We start from the raw sequence: 13,649 nt of genomic DNA on the forward strand, positions 1-13,649 counted from the left end.
CCCATTCGAGAAGGAGAAAAACATGGGTTGGAAGAAGTTGAGCGTCAACCAGAAGATCACCCTTGCCTTCGGTCTTGTTCTGTCTCTGTTCGTGGCCACCGGCGTGGTCACCTACCTGGGCGTCAACCATATCATCGGCGATGCCGAGGAGGTCATCATCAGCAACCAGTTGGACGGGATCCTGGCCCAGCGCGAGGTGGACCACCTGAACTGGGTCAATCAGGTCAATGCCCTGATCGTCGATGACAGCGTCACCACCCTGCAGGCGGAAACCGATGACCACAAATGCGGCTTCGGCGCCTGGCTCTTCGGTGAAGGACGCAAGCAGACGGAACAACAGTTCCCGGCCCTGGCGCCTCTCCTGCAGAGCATCGAAAAACCCCACCGCGAACTGCACCGGACCGCGGTCGCCATCAAGGAGCGGTTCCGCCCCGAGGATCGCGGCGCGGCCAGGGAAATCTTCCTCACCCGGACCCTGCCGGCCCTGCGTGAAGTACAGAGACTGCTGAGGGAAATCCGCGCCACGGCCAGGGAGAATGTCCTCACCGACCAGGACATGCTTGCCGCCGCTGCCGTTACCAAGTACAGCGTTGCCGCCCTCACCCTGGTCTCGCTGCTCGCGGGCATGTTCCTCTCCTACCTCACCGCTTCCGGGTTGAGCCGGCTCCTTTCCCGCCTCACCGGCATTATTTACGAAAACTCTCAACGGGTGGCAGCGGCAGCGGCCCAGATATCACTCACCAGCGGCGCCCTGTCCGAGGATGCGTCGAAACAGGCCGCCGTGGCGGAAGAGACTTCGGCAGCCCTGGTTTCCATGTCTTCGGGAAGTCAACAGACGGCGGAACTGACCGCCGGCAGTGAAAAACTGATGAATGAAAACATCGAAAAATCCGGGCAGTCTCTTCGCGCCCTGGTCGACCTCACCCACAACATGGACCTCATCGAGCAGGACAGCGACAAAATCGGCCAGATCATCACCACCATCGGCAGTATCGCCTTCCAGACCAACCTGCTGGCCCTGAACGCAGCGGTTGAAGCGGCCAGGGCCGGCGAGGCAGGCGCAGGCTTCGCGGTGGTTGCGGACGAAGTGAAAAATCTGGCCATGCGCGCGGCCGCAGCGGCCAAGGACACCCAACTGCTGCTGGAAGGGACCATGCAGCGCCTCGCCCAGAGCACCAATGCCCTGAAAAATGTGAACAACGACTTTGAAGGCATTATCGAATCCGCCACGGGGATCGGCGATAAAAACACCGCCATCACCTCGGCCACCCGGAATCTCGCCGAGCAGATCGGACAAATGCAGGAAGCGACAAACTCCCTGAGCAGCGCCACCCAGCGGGTGGCCGCCTCTTCCGAGGAAACGGCCGCGTCCTCGGAAGAGTTGTCAGCCCAGGCAAAGGAACTGGAAGCAGTGGTCGGAGAGCTGACCCAGGTTGTTTTCGGCGCCGGAACTTCGCGGCGGAACCCCGCCGTTGCCGGTTAAAACGCTGCCGCCTCCGGCCATGGAAATGGCGAGCGCCCATGTGGGAGACACAATGTTCCCGACCGGAGCAGCCGCTTCAGTCGTTGCGCTCATCCACCTTTGGCGTCTCAATGGGGAAGGTGATGGTAAAAGTCACCCCCTGCCCTTCCGGATTATTGGCGACGACGATGCGACCGCCGTTATGCTGCTCCACCAGCCGTTTGGTGATGGCAAGCCCCAGACCGGTCCCTTGGGATTTGGTGGTGAAAAACGGGTTGAATATTTTCGCGAGCGACTCGCTCTCGATCCCCTTCCCATTATCAACAATGGAAACTTGCACGAACCCCTCGGGCGCCGGCCCGGTCCGTACGGATATAACGCCTTGTCGCCCGGGCACCGCCGAGATGGCATCCGCGGCGTTGAGGATCAGGTTGAGAAAAACCTGCTGCAACTGGGACGGATCCGCGACGATGCGCGGCAGATCGGCACAGAGGTCCTTGGTGATTTCGATCTTCCGTTCCGCTTCTTCCTTGCCATTGCCCCGGGGACTTCGCAGGGCGTACCGCGCGGATTTGATGGTTGCTTCCAGCACCTGATTGACATCCAGAGACACCATCGCGGGCTTCGGCGGACGGGCATAGTTGAGCAGCCCTTTAAGCAGAGCGGTGATTCTGTCGATCTCATCCATGACCCGGCCAAGAACCTCTTTGTCTTCCGGGTCAAGGGGAGCCTCTCTCCTGAGCACCTCCATGGATACTTTAATCCCGGCCATGGGATTTTTTATTTCATGGGCCATGCCGGCTGCAAGTTCGCCCACCACGGCCAGCCGTTCCGTTTCCTGCAATTTGTTGCACTGTTCTTTCAAGGAGGCTGCCATCTCATTGAACGAAGCAGCCAGCTCCCCGAACTCGTCCTTCAGGTTTTCCTCTATCCGGTACTGCATTTCCCCGCATTTTATTTTTCGGGTCGCCAGTAAAAGTTCCGCCACAGGACCGGTAATGCTTCTGATGAAATAAAAAGAGATGAGAATTCCCACCAGAAAGGAACAGGCAAGGGTGGCGATCAGGATCTTTTCGGAGTTGCTCACCTCCGACATCGCTGCCGTTGTTTTCTGCCGCAGGGCCTCGTTGGCCGACATGGTCATCCATTGCGACCTTTCAATGATCCGGTCCCCGATCTCGGCCGCAAAGGTCTGAAGCCTGCGTATCCGCTCGGTGTCCGCCGTGGAGGTTATGAAATAACTGAGCGCTTCTTTATACTGCTCCGTCAGTTCCTGCAGGTGAAGAATCTCTTTTTCCACCTCAGGTTCATGGTGACAGTCGGTGCATGTTCTGGCCCTGGCGCGAAGTTTGAGGACATTATCGACGATGATGTCCAACTCCTTGCCGAAGGAGGTTCCGGTCGTATAAAGATTTGACTGCACGGTCTGCACGTTGATGACCAGATCCTGCCGGATCACCTCCACCTTGTGCAGGAGAAGCAGGGCGGTAAGATTCGCGGTCGTTTTGTTGATGATATGCAGCGTTGTCGCGACACCTGCGAGAAACAGCAGAAATAACAAGAGAAAGGAGATGATGATTTTTTTCTTCATCAGTTATTTTCCCTGTTCCGCGATGACACCACGGGCTTCCTGCTCCATCTCCTCCACCTTGGCAAAGTCCGCATTGGTCGACTTGACGAAGCGAAGAGCGTTGAATTGGGCAAGCACCTCCTTCCCCAGCGGAGTTTTGTCCATATTCACAAGTACAGTCCCCAGCTTTTCCCGCAGATCCCGGGCAATATCATTTTTTATGCACAGGGTGACCTCCGGGACTTTGGGGGATTGGGCGATGATCTCCAGTTCCTGGTCAATGGAGGGATCATTGCGGGCCAGTTTATGGAAAATCGTGTTTTTCGCCGAACCGACTTCAGCCCTGCCGTCCAGAACCGCGAATATTGCCGAGGCATGGCTGCCGGAAAAAAAATACCTGCTGAAAGAGCTGTTCAGATCCGTAACGCCGTGTTGCCTGAGATACGCCAGGGGAAAAAGGTACCCCTCCATTGTCGCCGGATCCACCAGGACGATGCTTTTCCCCCGCATATCCCTGACCTCGCGTATTCCGCTGTCTTTGCGGACAAAAATATACCCCTGCGAAGTCAGTTCGCCGCTCAGGTTGACAGGATGGACGATCGGCGTCAATCCCAACTGCCTGATTCCCATGGCCGCGGTGTAGGAGGAAAGAAACGCCCCATCGAGTTTGAGGGATTTGAACCGTTCCAGAACCTCGCCATAGCGGCTCATTATGGTGAGATCCACCTTCACCCCCAACTGCTCGGAAAGATACCCAGCCAAAAATCGATGGCGTTCCATCTGGTCAAAAATATTGTGCTCGGGCTCGATGCCGATCAGCAATCGTTCCGGTTGCTCAGCCCCGGCAGCGGGGAATGGGATCAGCAAAAGGGACCATGCGAGGAGGAGGTGGAAAATCCCGCCGGCAAGGCGTGGTTGTCTCCAGGATTTCCGGCTCATTGCACCACCCTTGTCGCTTCGATCAACAGGTGGATGGGGAAAGTGATACCCAGCTGCCGGGCTTCCACCAGATTAAAGACCAGCTCTGTATCCCGAAGTGTTTGCGGGCTGAGGTTCGCGGCCTTTTCGCCCCGGAGGATCCGCGCCGCCATTTCCGCGGCCAGTTGCCCCTGGGAACGGGGAGGATGGAACAGGGTCATCAACATTCCCGAATCCGAATCGTACGGAAAAATATCCGCGGCCGGGATCTGTTCCTTTTGGAGGATTGCGAGGATATCGGCCAGCCAGAGATGCACGAGGGAACTCCCCGTAATGAGGACGGCGTCCGGCTTCATTGGCTTCAGCATGTCAAGATCCTCCCGCGAGCGGATATCGATTTTGACGGCCATTATATTCTGCTGGGCGGCAAGGGACCGCACCGTTTCGAATTGACGGACGGAATCTTCTTCAACGCTGCTGAAGACTATCCCCAAGGTCTTGACAGCCTTAAGCTGTTTGAAATAGCGCATGATGCTCGACATGGGGATCTTGAAGCCGCAGCCGGTCACGTTCCCGTCGGCGGCGACGGTCTGTTCCGGTTCATAGTAACCGGCAAACAGCACCGGAATACGGCTCTTCTCGTGAATAACGGCCAGGGTCGCCGGTGCGCCGTAAGTCACGATGAGGTCCACATCAAAAGCGATGAGTTTTCTGGCGGCATTGCTCCAGGAGATGGGATTGGGGAAGGGTTTCTGCAGGATGAACTCAATTTTTTCGTTGCCGGCAATACGCTGACTGAGCTCGGAAACAAAGGTCTCGTGTATGGCCCCGTAATACGAGACATCGCCGGTCATGATAACACCGATACGTTTTTCGGCATGCAGGTCCGGCGCCGCCGCAAGGGCAAAGAAAACCGCAAGCAGTATTCTCGGCAGGAACCTGGATAAATTCTTCAAGTCAAAAATGCCTTTTTATGTTGATGGTCGTGGTCACGACGTTGCCGTCGAGAACGTCGTACGCTCTGTCGTTGTAAATATCCAGGTAGGACCTGAGCCCGACCTCCCATTCCTTGGAAATTTTTTTGCCGATCTCCAGGGAAAAAATCGTTTCCGACCCCTTCAGGGCGGAATAGGAGGCAAGGGAAAACTGCTGCCCTGTCACGACATCCTCATAGCCGCTTTCCCCTTCGATGACGGTATAGGTCACGCCGGCGGTGCAGGTTATGTCTTCCCTGGGCAGATAGTGAAGCGAGACGACGTAGGAGTGGGCCTCGTCGCTATAGGGGACGGCGAAGTCAACATAGGGCATGTCGCCGGCGCCGGGGCCGAGCCATTTGCCGTAGGCCAGATCCTGATCAACGTCCCAACGCTGATAAAACCAGCTGAAGGTAAGGTTCAACTTGGCGGAAAGCTCCGTTGAAACGCTGGCGAGAAACTGGTCTCGCCGGCCGTCCCGCTCCCCGAATTCCAGGATCAGGGCGGGATCGCTGTTGAGGTAACGCAGAGAATCCCGCTCCGTCAGGGCCAGCAGATATTGCAGATAGACATTCAGCCAGGGCCGCGGCGTGTAGGTGGTTGTCAGGCGCAACTTGTTTGAGTTGTCCGGCGTGTTGTTGTAGGAGGGATCGTCGTAGGCCTTGTAGTCATAGCTTGCCTTTACCTTGACCTTGTCGGCCGGTCTGAGATGGGCCCCGAAATTGATGCCGTGGATATTGGTTTGCCCGGGAAGCACCTCCCACGCCGCCACATCCTTTCTCTCGAGATGGGAAAACTCATAGCCGGCGAACAGGGTCAAAAGGTTGAGGGGCCGGTAGCGTGATGAGAGGGAGAACAGATCCTCGTTGTAGGAAATGCCCTCCCGGACCGAATAATCCAGGGAGCTGCCCAGCAGTCCGAGCAGGGTCACGTCGTCGGCCGTGTCCATGTCCACGGTTTTGTGGCGGTATTTGAAAAAGAGGCCGATCAGCGGATCAGGGAGCCAGCTGAAATCAAAGGCTCCCTTCCAGGTGGTGGCTTCCGTCCGGCTGTAGTTGTTTTTCTCCTGGAGATTGCCGAGGCTTGCGGCAGTGACCAGGCCGCCGGTGTAGGAGGAATGAAGCTTGACGGAGTGGGCCGACGATTCGGTTTCCGGCACGACGTTGTGGGGATAGATGTCGCCCGGCCTGGCAAAATCGACCGAGGCAGGATAGGAGTCATAAAGGACGCTGTGAGGGCCCGGGGAGAACCTGGCCCGGTCAAAGGCGTATTCGATCTCCACCGGCCCCGCGTGGCTGTTGGCGCCAAGGGTCACCGCATTGGACTTCCAATCGATGTCCCGCGCCTCGGAAACCTTGTTGAGGGCGCTGAAATCTCCCAGGAGGAAACGCTGCTGGATCCTGCCGTCCCGCTCGATGTGACGATGGCGCAGAAAAGTGTGAAAGGGAAAATCCGGGGCTTTGAGCCTGAGGGTCAGGAGGTTGCTGGTGAAGTCGGTATAATAATTTTCGCCGGCATTCCCGTCGGTGTAGACAAGCCCGGGCGGCTCTCCAGGATGGCGGTAGTCGAAATGCTCAAGATTGTGATGCGCGCCGACCAGGATGTCACGAAACAGCACCAGATCCTTATAGGCAAACCCGGCATCAGCGTAAAAATCATAGGCGCTTAAGTACTCGGCATTGACATGATACCGGTAAGGAAGGGGACAGGAGAGCAGATCCAGGCCAAAAGTGGCCGAGGAATGAGGATAAATGTATTCTGCCGCCTTCGGGGAATCCTCGGTTGACAGAAAACGGTATCCCCAAAAAAAGGCCCCGTTTGTTTCGTAAGAAACGGCCGCCTCCTCCGGGGGCGGGGAAAAACCCGCTCCGGCAGCCTGCTGGGGCGCCTGCTCCTCCGACGCCCTGGCCCAGGACGGCCCGCAGCAGAATGCCGGCAGGAAAACGGAAACCATCAAGACACAATGGATTGAGTTGTATCTCATTGCGTAAACCTCCCCCTCCCCGAGGTTGACGGCACGTCCGAGCCATGGATGGTGGAGTGGCAATCCGAGCAGCGCGTATAAAAAGCCCTGGCCCTCTCGGCGCTGACACTATTCCCCGTCGCCGGGTCGTTCAAGCGGTGCCCCTCATGGCACTGAAGACACAGAAAAGGCTCCCGGGCATTGAGAAGCCTGCTGTTGACCGAACCATGCGGGCTGTGACAGTTGAGGCAATTCTCCATCACGTCGGCATGGGCATAGCGGAACGGCCCCCGCTTATCGGGGTGGCACTGTATACAGGCTTCCTTGACGTTGTCCTGAAGCAGCCCCTGATTGGCGAATCCCCCATGGGGAGAGTGGCAGTCGACGCAGAATACCCGCCCTTCCTTGAGAGGATGATGGCTGGGCAGGGAAAATTGGGCCTGGGCCGCCTGATGGCAGGAGAAACAGAGCTTTCCCGAGGCAAGGGGAGTGACCTTGAGATCCGGGCCGGCGTGGACATCATGACAGTCAAAACAGGAAACATCGTTGACGGCATGGATCCCGGCGTTCCAGTTATGCAAGTTGAAGGTCGCGTTGAGGGTATGGCATTTGAGGCAGATGAGGGACTTGGCGGGGGCGGGAAGAGTTTTCAGATCGATCAACATCTTGAAATCACATGCGGTTTTAATCCCCTGCGCGGCGTTCTTCTCCACCAGTTCCTTGCTCAGCCCCTTGATGGCAAGGCTGCCCGGGCCATGGCAGGTTTCGCAATCCACCAGGGGCATGCCGGATTCTTTTTTCAGCTGGGCACCCATGGTGCTGGCGTCAAAATAGAGCTTCAGCCTGTCGTGCTCATGACAGGCGGCCAGGCAATTCCGGGTGCCGACGTAATCGGCATTGAGGTTGCCGACAATCATCTTTTCGTATTCGCGGATCGGCAGAATCGGCTTTGATTCCTTCATTCCGCTGCAACCGCCGCCGAGCGCGATGAAAATCAGCACGGACAGACATGAGTTGAGCAATCGGTGACATCTGATGAACATTTCGCCTCCTTGGCAGGGCACGGTTAATTCCCACCATCTCATTCTCCTATCACAGCCGGCTGTTCTTTGTAAATTTTTTATGCAATAAAAACGGCAACTCCCTGGCAAGTGGTTCTTCCGAAAGAGAGCAGATCCCTCGGCAAGCTTCCGCGCCTTTCCTTTCCCTGCCCGAACATACCTGATTTCCGCCAGGAATTCGCCGCCGGACCGATTAGGAAACCGAACCGAACAAACTTGTGGATATTGTCGCCGATGCGGTTATCATCATTTCATGACAAAGATACGAGTGAAGGCATTTGCAAACCGGGTCGAAGAATTCCTGCGCAACCCCTCTTCCTATGATGAAAAACGGTTTGACTCCTCCCTGTTCACCATCGTCAAAAAAAGCAGGCCGCCGACAGCCCCCTTGCCGGACGGCACGCCAACCGTTGAAACCGAGCTGCACGGCTTATGCTTCGGGCCGCACATTGAACTGGTGATGATTTTATTGCGCCATGCCTACAAAGGCTTGCGCGACAGGACAACAAGCAGGCAGTACTCAGAGGCCATCGCCGCGGCCATGCAGACCTTCGCCGAGCCCATTGCCGTTGGCGGCCGCGCCTCTTTCCCGGATCCCAATTTCTTATTGCATGGCATCAACAGACCTGCTCTTGCCGACGTGATCGAACGATTTGAGAGCAATGGCCGGATCATCCATGAAACCATCGCCCGCAAGGATGCATTCATCAAAAAATACGGCGACCAGACCCATCTGGATCAGAGCCTGAAAATGCTTGTCGAAGAGGGGATTGTCGAGGATTGTTTCGGGCTCTGCTGCTATATCACCAGAGAAGACGAATCACAGCCCCACGGCACGGACAAGAGCTACATCGCCAAGGTAAGCTTCTTTCTGGATGACTCGAACAAGGAGATCTACGTTATCACCATTCAGGGACAACGGGTCCATGCCGAAGACAAAAACAGGAGCAGAAACTACGCCCGCCTTACCTCGGCACTTGGCATGGACCCCAGGACTTTTGTCCTGAAAAAGGTCTGCGAACTGGGAAAAGCCGAAGCCTATAAAACAATAAAGGTGATCAGACCGGCGCACCATCCGATGTTTTTGGACAACCACGCGGGCTTCATGGCGCGGTATGAACCGATCATCAGGCAGGCCGCCATCAACGACGAAAACGGCTGCTATCTGCAAAGCGCCCTGTAGCGGTCCGGCCAACCTCCCGAATTCCCTGGCGCCCACAGGGCCGGCGGAAATCGGCTGCCCTTCCCGTGCCCACGAAAGGACGACAATGCGGGCAACACCGTGAACAACCACGGCGTTTCCTCCGGAAATCCGGTTTGAAAGGGATTTTCCCAAACTCGGCAATGGCGCAAAGACAAACATGAGACTCTGGTCGATCCATCCCGCCTACCTGGATGCGAAGGGGCTGGTTGCCCTCTGGCGGGAAGGGCTCCTGGCCCAAAATGTCCTGCTGGGCAAAACGAAAGGATATAAAAACCATCCTCAGATGCTGCGCTTCAGGAATACCATGGCGCCGATTGACGCCCTGGCGGCTTATTTACATCATGTTGCCGACGAAGCGGAACAACGGGGCTACAACTTCGATCGCGGCAAAATACCAACCAGGGGGGTTCAGGAGAAAATACCTGTCACCACCGGCCAGATCGAATACGAGTTCAGACATCTTTTAAACAAACTGCAGACCAGAAATCATGAATTGTATTGCCGGCTGCACATGGTGACAACGATAGAACCGCATCCTCTGTTTACGAAAATAATCGGCCCTGTCGAAGGATGGGAAATTGTCACCCCCCCTGCCCCAAACGGCAACAGCGGGATCTCGTGAACGGATCGCCCCACCAACCTTCTCCGGGCAAGGATTTTCCCTCGCACAGCCGGCAAAAGCATGGAGGCTGTGCGGGCTGCGGCATCATGGCGGTTGACGCGGCCAAAAACATGGCGGTAGTATTTAAGCCAGAAGAGAGAAACGCCATGCCAGCCATGGTGAAGCGACATCTCCCGCCCATGCCTTAGTCGCGCGGGCCACCACCTCTGACTGTGCGAAGGTAGCATGATCTTTTTACGCAAACAGTGGAGAAAGGTTGCGGAACTGACCAGCGAGGTTGACCTCACCTTTCTGTTGCTGCGGGTTTTCAGCTTGGTCGGCGGGATTGCCTGGCTCCTGATCGTGCCGCTTAACCCTCCGGAAGAGGCCATCCTGGTCCAGGCCCTCATCTCTTTTTCCGTTTACAGCGCTCTTTGCTATCTGGTGATTTTTTTCAAGCCCGCTTTTCTGAAAAAGGTCTACCTGGCGTCCCTGTTCCTCGACCTGACCTTCCTGTCCGTCCTGGTCCATGCGGAAACAAGCTTCGAAAGCAGCTTCTTCCTCGGCTATTACCTGCTCATCTGCCTGCACACCATTTACTTCGGTTTCTCCTTCGGCCTGTCGGTCGCGGTTCTTTCCGCGCTTTGCTACCTCCTCAGCGTTCTGCCTATGCTCGCCCATATCGAGTGGACCGACCTTGCCATGCGGATCGGCTTTCTTTTTTTCATCGCCGTGCCGGTGGGGTTGCTGACGGAAAAGGTCAAGCGCGACAAGGAAAAGGTGGAACATTTCAACCAAACCCTGGAAATCAGGGTGGCCGAACGCACGGAAAAGATCGCCACCCTCCTCGACCAGGAACGCTATCTCCGCGAGATTCTGGATACGGTTGCCCAGATCAACAAACTGCTGATCACCACCCCGGACACCACAAGCCTGCTGACAAGCGCCTGCGCCCGATTCGTGCGGCACGGCCATTACGGGTTTTGCTGGATCGGCCTGCTGGAAAATGGGGAGATCCGGACCACCCACACCTCCGACCCCCTTGCCAGTCCGCTGGTTGATCCCCCCTTTGCGGTGCATGATAGGGAGGGCTTCTTTTCCCGGACCGCCGCGGCCGCATGCCTCCTTGAAAACCGCGCCGTGATCCGCGCAAACGACCGGGAAAGACCGGATCCCGCCCTGTGGCGCACCCCTGAGACGGTGCAAGGATTCCAGGCGGTCATCAGCCTCCCCCTGCGCGCCCATCAGGGTGCCGAGCCCCTTGGTGTTTTGTCCATCTATACCTGGCGCAAGGAGGGCTTTGAGCCGGAAGAGAAGGAGATGCTCGACGAGCTTGCCGGCGACATCGGCTTTGCCATCCATTCCTTCAGGCAGCGGGAGGCCGTGGCAAAACTTACGGCCGAACGCACCGCCAACTACGAAGAGACGATTTTCTCCTTTGTCGACATGATCGAACAGAGGGACACCTATACGGCCGGGCACACTGAACGCGTGGCGCATTATTGCGAACTGATCGCCAAGGGAATGGGCCTTGCCCACGAGCAGATCAAGAAGCTTTACAAGGCCGCCACCCTCCATGACATCGGAAAAATCGCCACTCCGGATTCCGTTCTCCTCAAGCCCGGCAAGCTCACCAGCCTGGATTATGACCTGATCAAGCTCCATGCCAACGCCGGCTACGAGATGCTTTCCAATATCGAGATGTACAAGGACCTGGCCGTGATCATCCTCCACCATCACGAGCGGCACGATGGCTCAGGCTATCCGGACGGCCTGCGGGGCGAGGATATCCCTCTCCTCTCCCGGATCATGGCCGTGGGCGACGCCTTTGACGCCATGACCACCAACCGCATCTACAAGGCGAGAAAGAAAATACCCGAAGCCCTGGCAGAGCTTGCACACTGCAGCGGCACACAGTTCCATCCCGAGGTGGTCAGGGCGGCGGGCAAGGTACTGGCGAAGGTTACAATCTCCACAGCCATCAACCAGCTCCCGATGAGCGACCTTGAAAAAAAGAGATTCTCCTATTTCTTCAACGATAACCTGACAGGGCTTTACAACGAGGATTACCTGAAGATCATCCTCAACAACCTGGATCTGAACCAATACCGCTGCCTCCACATGCTGCACATGCAGAATCTGCCCGAATACAACAAGCGATACGGCTGGGCCAAGGGAAATATGCTTTTCCGGCAGTTTGCCGCCGAGCTGCTGGCGGGCTTTCCCGACTCCCTTGTCTTCCGGGCCTATGGAAACGACTTTGCCATCGTTTCCAAAGAGCACCTCGCCATCGACGGCAAAACACTCAATGCCTTTCCGAGCATCGTTGCCACCGAGGTCGAGGCCGAGATTCATCACATTGATCTCTCGGCGGAAAAGTCCTACACCGTCGATAAGCTGGAAAAACTGGAAATCCTGCCCCTGAACTCCTCCGGGCCGATTATCGGCGATCCCTGGACTGCGCATTTTGGGCGTGTAAAGAATTTTGTGTAAATGTTTTTTGTGATCAAAATTCCGGCAGCCTGTCTTCAAACATGATGCTGAATTGATTCAGCGCCGATTTCCAGTTTTTGATCGGCATCGTCCATCGTTTCGAAATATTCGTCAGCGCCAGATAGAGCAGCTTGAACATCGACTCGTCATTCGGAAAAGAGCCCCGGTTCTTAGTGACCTTGCGCAGGGACATGTTCAACGATTCGATGGTGTTGGTCGTATAGATCACCCTGCGGATCTCCGGAGGATAGGCAAAATACGGGATGATTCGCTGCCAGTTGTTCTGCCAGGACTGACTTATCCGAGGATGGGTAGCATCCCATTTTTCCCCGAAGCTGATCAGGTTTGCCTCGGCCTGTTCTACGGTCGGGGCGCTGTAAATCTCCTTCAGGTCGTCCGCCATTTCCTTGCGCTGTTTCCAGGAAACGAAATTCAGGCTGTGCCGCACCAGGTGCACGATGCATAACTGGACCTGGGCGGCGGGGTACGCCGCTTCGATGGCCTCCGGAAAACCCTTGAGCCCATCGACACAGGCGATCAGGATATCCTTCACGCCCCGATTTTTCAGCTCGGTCAGGATGGCCAACCAGAACTTGGCGCCCTCGGTCTCGGCGGCCCACATGCCGAGAACCTCCTTCACCCCAGTCATCGTCACGGCAATCGCCAGGTAGACGGCCTTCTTGATGATCTGGCCGTTGTGCTTGACCCTGATCCGCACCGCATCCAGATAGACGATGGGGTAAACATCTTCCAATGGCCGGTTCTGCCAGAGCCGGACCTCTTCCGTGACGGCGTCGGTCACTTGGGAGATCAGGGTCGGTGAAATCTCAACGCCGTAAATCTCCTCCAGATGGCTCTGGATATCACGGGTGGTCATCCCACGGGCATACATGGAGATGATCTTGTCATCAAACCCCTTGAAGCGGGTCTCTCCCTTGGGAACGATGATCGGCTCGAAGGAGCCGTTCCGGTCACGGGGAACCGCGACGTCAATCTCGCCAAAATCTCCCTTGAGCTTTTTCTTGTAGCTGCCGTTTCTGGAGTTGCCGCTGTTTTTCCCAGCCGGAGCGTTCCGGGGATAGCCGAGGTGATCGGTTATCTCGGCCTGCATGGCCCGCTCCAGCAGGGCCTTGGTCAGTTGTTTCAGTATGCCGTTCTCGCCGATCAGGTCTTCCGGCTTTTTGTAATCCGCAATTAATTGGTCAAGCAATTCTTTGGAAATGGCCATATCTCTCTCCTTGGTTGGGGGCGAACTTTTCTACCCCCGGAATGGCCATTTACACAATCCTTTTTACACCCTCCGCATTTTCGCTGAGTCCCCGCCTTATTCCCCATCCTGTCCGCCCGCCCAAAGGGATATTCCGACCTTTTGCGTTTTCCCTGGGGCACCGTTTCGCTCAAAC

Annotated in this window: 10 protein-coding genes; 4 read left to right on the forward strand and 6 right to left on the reverse strand. The window is 56.5% G+C overall.

What is annotated here, in order from left to right; all coding sequences use genetic code 11:
* The first annotated feature begins 22 nt into the window (after nt 1–22).
* Nucleotides 23–1,483 (forward strand): methyl-accepting chemotaxis protein, encoded by a 1,461-nt coding sequence (locus ACUUL3_RS06680; RefSeq protein ID WP_448555777.1) that lies wholly within the window; start codon nt 23–25, stop codon nt 1,481–1,483.
* Between the two features lie 76 nt (nt 1,484–1,559).
* Here ACUUL3_RS06680 and ACUUL3_RS06685 read toward each other — a convergent pair whose 3' ends face one another.
* The 5 genes from ACUUL3_RS06685 to ACUUL3_RS06705 are packed head-to-tail and all read right to left on the reverse strand — an operon-like array spanning nt 1,560 to nt 7,930.
* Entirely contained in the window at nt 1,560–3,053 is a 1,494-nt protein-coding gene (locus ACUUL3_RS06685; RefSeq protein ID WP_448555779.1) for an ATP-binding protein, read from the reverse strand.
* 3 nt (nt 3,054–3,056) lie between these two features.
* Nucleotides 3,057–3,971 (reverse strand): phosphate/phosphite/phosphonate ABC transporter substrate-binding protein, encoded by a 915-nt coding sequence (locus tag ACUUL3_RS06690; protein ID WP_448555780.1) that lies wholly within the window; start codon nt 3,969–3,971, stop codon nt 3,057–3,059.
* Nucleotides 3,968–4,906, reverse strand: a complete 939-nt coding sequence (locus ACUUL3_RS06695; RefSeq protein WP_448555782.1) for an ABC transporter substrate-binding protein — start codon at nt 4,904–4,906, stop codon at nt 3,968–3,970. Before ACUUL3_RS06695 ends, ACUUL3_RS06690 begins: the two co-directional genes overlap by 4 nt.
* A 1-nt stretch (nt 4,907) precedes the next feature.
* A complete protein-coding gene (locus ACUUL3_RS06700; RefSeq protein ID WP_448555784.1) occupies nt 4,908–6,908 on the reverse strand; it encodes a hypothetical protein in 2,001 nt (666 codons plus the stop codon).
* On the reverse strand, nt 6,905–7,930 hold the full coding sequence (locus ACUUL3_RS06705; protein ID WP_448555786.1) for a DmsE family decaheme c-type cytochrome: 1,026 nt from the start codon (nt 7,928–7,930) through the stop codon (nt 6,905–6,907). Before ACUUL3_RS06705 ends, ACUUL3_RS06700 begins: the two co-directional genes overlap by 4 nt.
* 271 nt (nt 7,931–8,201) lie before the next feature.
* On the opposite strand from ACUUL3_RS06705, the gene ACUUL3_RS06710 reads away from it, so the two are divergent.
* The 3 genes from ACUUL3_RS06710 (at nt 8,202) to ACUUL3_RS06720 (ending at nt 12,246) form a co-directional block, all read left to right on the forward strand.
* On the forward strand, nt 8,202–9,131 hold the full coding sequence (locus ACUUL3_RS06710) for a hypothetical protein (protein WP_448555787.1): 930 nt from the start codon (nt 8,202–8,204) through the stop codon (nt 9,129–9,131).
* A gap of 178 nt (nt 9,132–9,309) precedes the next feature.
* Nucleotides 9,310–9,774 (forward strand): pyrimidine dimer DNA glycosylase/endonuclease V, encoded by a 465-nt coding sequence (locus tag ACUUL3_RS06715; protein ID WP_448555789.1) that lies wholly within the window; start codon nt 9,310–9,312, stop codon nt 9,772–9,774.
* 225 nt (nt 9,775–9,999) lie between these two features.
* Nucleotides 10,000–12,246, forward strand: a complete 2,247-nt coding sequence (locus ACUUL3_RS06720) for an HD domain-containing phosphohydrolase (RefSeq protein ID WP_448555791.1) — start codon at nt 10,000–10,002, stop codon at nt 12,244–12,246.
* A gap of 13 nt (nt 12,247–12,259) precedes the next feature.
* Here the strand turns inward: ACUUL3_RS06720 and ACUUL3_RS06725 are convergent, their stop codons facing one another.
* Entirely contained in the window at nt 12,260–13,474 is a 1,215-nt protein-coding gene (locus ACUUL3_RS06725) for an IS256 family transposase (RefSeq protein WP_448550836.1), read from the reverse strand.
* Between the last annotated feature and the right edge of the window lie 175 nt (nt 13,475–13,649).

It is taken from the genome of Thiovibrio sp. JS02 (assembly GCF_053485635.1).

What these genes read in the sequence shown, in the direction of transcription:
- ACUUL3_RS06715 (WP_448555789.1), top strand. Translation starts at nt 9,310, where the DNA reads ATGAGACTCTGGTCGATCCATCCCGCCTACCTGGATGCGAAGGGGCTG.
- ACUUL3_RS06685 (WP_448555779.1), bottom strand. Translation starts at nt 3,053, where the DNA reads ATGAAGAAAAAAATCATCATCTCCTTTCTCTTGTTATTTCTGCTGTTT.
- ACUUL3_RS06680 (WP_448555777.1), top strand. Translation starts at nt 23, where the DNA reads ATGGGTTGGAAGAAGTTGAGCGTCAACCAGAAGATCACCCTTGCCTTC.
- ACUUL3_RS06690 (WP_448555780.1), bottom strand. Translation starts at nt 3,971, where the DNA reads ATGAGCCGGAAATCCTGGAGACAACCACGCCTTGCCGGCGGGATTTTC.
- ACUUL3_RS06725 (WP_448550836.1), bottom strand. Translation starts at nt 13,474, where the DNA reads ATGGCCATTTCCAAAGAATTGCTTGACCAATTAATTGCGGATTACAAA.
- ACUUL3_RS06710 (WP_448555787.1), top strand. Translation starts at nt 8,202, where the DNA reads ATGACAAAGATACGAGTGAAGGCATTTGCAAACCGGGTCGAAGAATTC.
- ACUUL3_RS06720 (WP_448555791.1), top strand. Translation starts at nt 10,000, where the DNA reads ATGATCTTTTTACGCAAACAGTGGAGAAAGGTTGCGGAACTGACCAGC.
- ACUUL3_RS06700 (WP_448555784.1), bottom strand. Translation starts at nt 6,908, where the DNA reads ATGAGATACAACTCAATCCATTGTGTCTTGATGGTTTCCGTTTTCCTG.
- ACUUL3_RS06705 (WP_448555786.1), bottom strand. Translation starts at nt 7,930, where the DNA reads ATGTTCATCAGATGTCACCGATTGCTCAACTCATGTCTGTCCGTGCTG.